The following is a 4,847-nucleotide window of genomic DNA, read 5'->3' as shown; positions in this document are numbered from 1 at the left end:
GGCTAAAGGTCTGTACGACGATAAGCCGCAAATGCAGCGGGATGAAGCGATACGAAGCGCTACATTTGGAGCTGCGTCACTTCTATATGCCGCCGAAGTGCATGGGTTCGGCTCTTCCCCGATGATCGGCTTCGATCCTGTGGCCGTCGCGAGTGAATTCAGCCTTCTCCCCGATGAGATTCCAGTAATGTTGGTTGCGATTGGTCGAGCAGCTACCAATAACTGGCCGCAAAAAAGCAGACGCCCGCTGACCGAAGTGCTCAGCTTTGCCTAAATCCGGATTGTCAGGAGACACATGATCTACGAGCTTCGTGTTTACAGAGTGGTGCAGGGCCGCATGGCGGCTCTGCTGACACGCTTCGAACATCAAACCTTGCCGATAATGGTCCGCCATGGCATCCTGCAAGTCGGGTTCTGGACGACAATCGTTGGTCGCTCAGAACAACACCTGACTTATCTGCTCGCATGGGAGTCGCTTGCGAAGCGCCAAGAACAGTGGGATGCGTTTGAGTCAGACGCTGAATGGCTGGCCATCCGTAAATCGACAGAGGAGGACGGCCCTTTGATCATCGATATCGAAAGCTCTCTCTTGAGACCAACGAACTTCTCAGCAGCCAAATGACAAGTCACCGTTTGTCATTCTAGTACGGCCTGATCGCCGCTCTGCTACTTCAGGGGCTGATCCATAGATACAGCCCAGCGCTCTTTTCGACTCGCCATGCAGCATCATTAGTGATCCGCTCCATTTCATGCGGATGTATAACGTCAGGACTCTATCGGAGCTGCTCCGCGGGATCAGGCGTGGGCAGTGGATGCCAGAGCGGAGCAGGTCGGATAGAGCGGTTTGAAGGAAGGCGCTGGTGCGGCGGGCAAGGATGCTGGCGGCTATGGGTTTTTCATTCGCTGGGACGTGCTGAGAGAGTCAGACGAGACGTGCTGAATGGAGTGGAGGTTCTCCGCAACCAGGCGCAACCCATGCGGGGAGCCGCTGCAGAACGCAGCGAAGGTTGGACGGAAAGGGCTGTTTTCTGAGCTGAGGCACACTTCCAGTGAGTGTGCGGTGAAGCATACGATGAGCAGCGCTTTGATCTGGGGGCTAGGAAGAGTCAAGCAGGTGTACCTCCTTTCGTTGAGCGAAGAAGAGTTGTGCGACCGAGAGCCGTTCGACCAGATGCATGAGTCCATGGCAGCGCGGGCACTTCCATAGCGTGGTGGGTTGTGCGGCGGAAGAAGTCTCGGCGGGAGGAGCCTGGTAGAGCAAGCGTGGCAGAGTGGCAGCAGACGGGCGCGTCGGCGGTTGGCCAGGAAGCCGAAGTAGCGGATGCGGGGAAAGCCCCGCGGCAGCACATGCTGGAGGAAGCGGCGCAGGAACTCTTCGGAGGCAAGCGTCATGGTGCGTTGTTTGCTGCCGTGTGCGTAGTCTTTCCAGCGGAAGCGGACCTCGGAAGCTGAGACAGGGAGTAGGCGATGGTTGGAGATAGCAACGCGGTGGGTGTAGCGTGCCAGGTAATGCAGCACATGCTCGGGGCCGCCGAAGGGCGGCTTGGCATAGACGACCCAGTCTTGCCGATAAAGCGTGCGCAGGAAGAGGGCGAAGTGCTTCTCCTCATGGAGCGGCATGCACTCGCCGAAAAAACCCAACCGATGGCGGGCAAAGAGGCGCCGCAGTCCGGCGACGAACTTGCCGCGGAAGACGCGGCTGAGCCACGCGCCGGTCTGAGGCACGGGATCATGCATGCGCATCCTTAGTTGCTGCTTGATCTCCTGCAGCTGCATGCCTTTGGCGGGAGCAGATCACTCCATAAGCCGTCCTCCGTTGCGAGCATGGCTCGAGCAATGTCTTCGGGCTGAACGACAAGCCGCCAGTGCCACCTCTCTCTCAATCCTTTTCTCGCTCAATCCATTCGCGAATATATGGAGCGCAGTTCTCAAGCCTCACGCCATCCGCTTCACAACTAACGAGAAAGCGGAGCACGTCGCGATCAACCAGGCTAACGTCCTTCAGATCTAGAACGATGTGCAGGCCGTCCGTCTGGAGCTTAAAAAGTGACCTCAACTCGGCTATCGCCGGTGTTTCGATTTCGGCCACTGAGGACGAACACTATGAATCTCCCCCGTATCGCAGTCTCGATCCTGAAAGTCATCGGTCACCGGTCATGAGTAATGCAATCGTATGTCCAATTTAGATGTCGCTGAAAACAGGGCTCGAAGATGAAACTGGAGTGGCAGGAACTTGGGAATTGCCAGAATTCTGGGTGTTGAACGATTGGACCTGCTGGAAGGAGTATTTCTTTATGTTGAGCTGTTTGATCTTCGACTCCAGCGTCGACCGTGGAATTCCAAGTCTCGTAGCCGCACCATTTGGCCCACCAACTTTTCCGTTGCTTTCGGCAAGAGCCCCTTCGATGAGTTCCTTCTCATAGTCATGAAGGTTCTGCAGGAGAGGACCTAACGACTCCGCGCGAAATGCCTTCCGGCTAGAAAGCCAGGCCTCATCGACCCAAAAGGTATCCCCGGTGCAGAGGATTACGGATCTCTCGACAATATTTTGGAGTTCCCGAATATTGCCTGGCCAATGATAGGACTGACATAGCTTAAGCGTGTGTTTGTCGATCTTACTGATTTGCTTTCGGACCTTGTCCGCGTAGCGCTTCACGAAGTACTCGACCAGCATCGGGATGTCTTCCTTTCGATTCCGGAGAGGCGGCGCACAGATTGGGAAGACGTTTAGTCTGTAAAAGAGATCAGCTCGGAAGATGCCTGCGTTAATCGCTGTCGATAAATCGCGGTTGGTAGCGGCTATGATTCGAACATCAGTGCGAATGACACGGCTACCCCCGACCCGTTCAAATTGACGCTCCTGGAGCACGCGAAGCAATGCAATCTGAGTTTCCAGGGGAAGCTCGCCGATTTCATCAAGAAAAATCGTGCCCGCGTGCGCTAACTCAAAGCGACCCTCTCGACGCTGCAGGGCACCAGTAAATGCTCCCTTCTCGTGGCCAAACAATTCCGAGGCGATGAGTGAAGAAGGAATCGCGGCGCAGTTCACGCTAACAAAGGCATGGTCGGCACGTTGCGAACCCCTATGTATAGCGCGCGCAATCAGTTCCTTCCCGGTACCTGTTTCGCCCGTGATCAGCACCGTACAGTCGGTGGGAGCGACTTTCACGATACCTGAGAGAACAGCTTTCAAGGCGGGCGAAGAGCCTACGATCTCCTCGAACATGAAGGCCTGATCGATTTGCTCTCGCAACGCGAAGTTCTCTTGCCGCGTTCTTTCTTCCGCCTGTTTGCGATCGTCGATGTCGGTACCGGTCGCATACCAACGGATAATCTCTCCTCGATCGTCCCGCAGCGGGTTGTATCGGGCTAGGAACCAACGATACTGACCATCCCTGCGGCGCACTCGTCGTTCGTACTCGAATGGGCCCCCTCGCGAGATTGCCACTTCGCGCTGCTCGCGCAATCTCTCGGAATCCTCCCGAAGAAAGACGACGTCACGTTGGTCTTCCGACATAAGTTCCTCTGTTGTTAAGCCGGTGTACTCCCTTACGGCTTGATTCGCGTACTGAAGTTTCATGTCAGTCCCGAAAGCAGCGATGAACTGAGGAATGGCGTCGATGATGAGGCGCAAATTGGTTTCGCTCGCACGCAGGGCATCCTCAGCGCGCTTCCGGTCGTCAATGTCAGTCAACAATATGTACAATCCGGTGATATGCCCTTCCGTATCTCGCGCGGGGAGGGCGCTTGATTGAAACCAGCGGTACACACCGTCGGCGCGCCGCAGACGGAACTCAAGGCCATGCGGCTGCCCGGATTCAAGCCAACGACCATACGCTTCCATTACGCGGGGAAGGTCATCCGGATGTACGTGCTCGAAGGTAGGGAAATTCTTCTGCGAATTTTTCCTTTCCTCAATCCTCTTACCGAAATATTCCAGGAGCTGGTGGTTGAGAAGTTCGACCTCGCCACTCGCTTTGAAAGTACAAACGAATCCGGGAATCGTATCGACGATAAGACGAAAACGTTCCTCGTTCTGTCGAAGGGCCAACTCGTTGTGTTTCCTCTCAATTAAGACGGATGCAAGGTGCGTGACCTGCTCGATGACTTTTTGATCGTGTTCAGTTGGGTTTCGCGGCTCTCGCCAATAGATCCCGAATGTCCCCAATACGACCCAGTTCGACGCCAGAATCGGCGTGGACCAGCACGCTTTCAGTCCGTGCTTCAATGCGGTGCCACGCCATCCATACGCGTCCCATTGCGTGTCCGAAGACACGTTCGACACGATCACTTGTGTTTTGTGGCGCGCAGCCTTAGCGCAAGGTCCTCCTTCTAGACCCACCGGCATGCCTGGAAACCGGTCGTTATAGCTGGATGGAAGGCTCGGCGCAACTGCCTGCTGAATTGTCGAGCCACTGGAATCGAGCACAAGGACGCTGCAGAGACATCCGTTGGCGGTCTGTTCGACGACCCTGCATAGGGATTCCAGAATGGATTCCAGCGAATTGCCCTTGGCAGCCACTTCCAGAACGAAATTCTCTCCGGCGAGCAAGCATGAAGGTTTTGAGGTAGATTGCATGGATTTCGAACCGATCTAATACGAAATGGGAGAGCTAACGCATCAAGGAATCCAATCTAACTTCTTTGCTGTTCGAAACCATGGAGCACCTAGTCGGGCATTTCTTCGATGGTTCGAGGCTCAACCATCTGACGTCCCTCTGCGCTGTGGCGAAAGTGACTGGACGCTTGGTATGCCTTGAACCGCGCACGCATGATGTTGCCGAGGGGGCGATGCGCGGCCAGACTATGCCAAGGGTTAAAGCTGAGCTGCTCGTCAACCCATACTC

General features: G+C 55.4%; 4 protein-coding genes and 1 pseudogene. 2 read left to right on the top strand and 3 right to left on the bottom strand.

The window, feature by feature from the left end:
* Both VNX88_15635 and VNX88_15630 read left to right on the top strand, forming a co-directional pair.
* On the top strand, window positions 1-274 hold a 274-nt coding region (locus tag VNX88_15635; protein HWY70100.1), incomplete at its 5' end, for a nitroreductase family protein.
* 21 nt (window positions 275-295) lie between these two features.
* Entirely contained in the window at window positions 296-622 is a 327-nt protein-coding gene (locus tag VNX88_15630; GenBank protein ID HWY70099.1) for an NIPSNAP family protein, read from the top strand.
* Between the two features lie 674 nt (window positions 623-1,296).
* On the opposite strand, the pseudogene VNX88_15625 reads toward VNX88_15630, so the two are convergent.
* From VNX88_15625 to VNX88_15615, 3 genes and pseudogenes are all read right to left on the bottom strand, one after another.
* A pseudogene (locus tag VNX88_15625) lies at window positions 1,297-1,644 on the bottom strand (transposase).
* Window positions 1,645-1,879: 235 nt separating this feature from the next.
* Window positions 1,880-2,056, bottom strand: coding sequence for a hypothetical protein (locus VNX88_15620; protein HWY70098.1), 177 nt, complete (start codon window positions 2,054-2,056; stop codon window positions 1,880-1,882).
* A gap of 126 nt (window positions 2,057-2,182) precedes the next feature.
* On the bottom strand, window positions 2,183-4,579 hold the full coding sequence (locus VNX88_15615) for a sigma 54-interacting transcriptional regulator (protein HWY70097.1): 2,397 nt from the start codon (window positions 4,577-4,579) through the stop codon (window positions 2,183-2,185).
* Window positions 4,580-4,847 lie beyond the last annotated feature (268 nt).

This window comes from Terriglobales bacterium (assembly GCA_035567895.1).
GTDB lineage: Bacteria > Acidobacteriota > Terriglobia > Terriglobales > Acidobacteriaceae > Gp1-AA112.
This window is presented reverse-complemented; position numbering and strand designations above follow the sequence as displayed.

Coding starts and splice junctions, on each gene's coding strand:
- VNX88_15630 (HWY70099.1), top strand. CDS start 296: ATGATCTACGAGCTTCGTGTTTACAGAGTGGTGCAGGGCCGCATGGCG.
- VNX88_15615 (HWY70097.1), bottom strand. CDS start 4,579: ATGCAATCTACCTCAAAACCTTCATGCTTGCTCGCCGGAGAGAATTTC.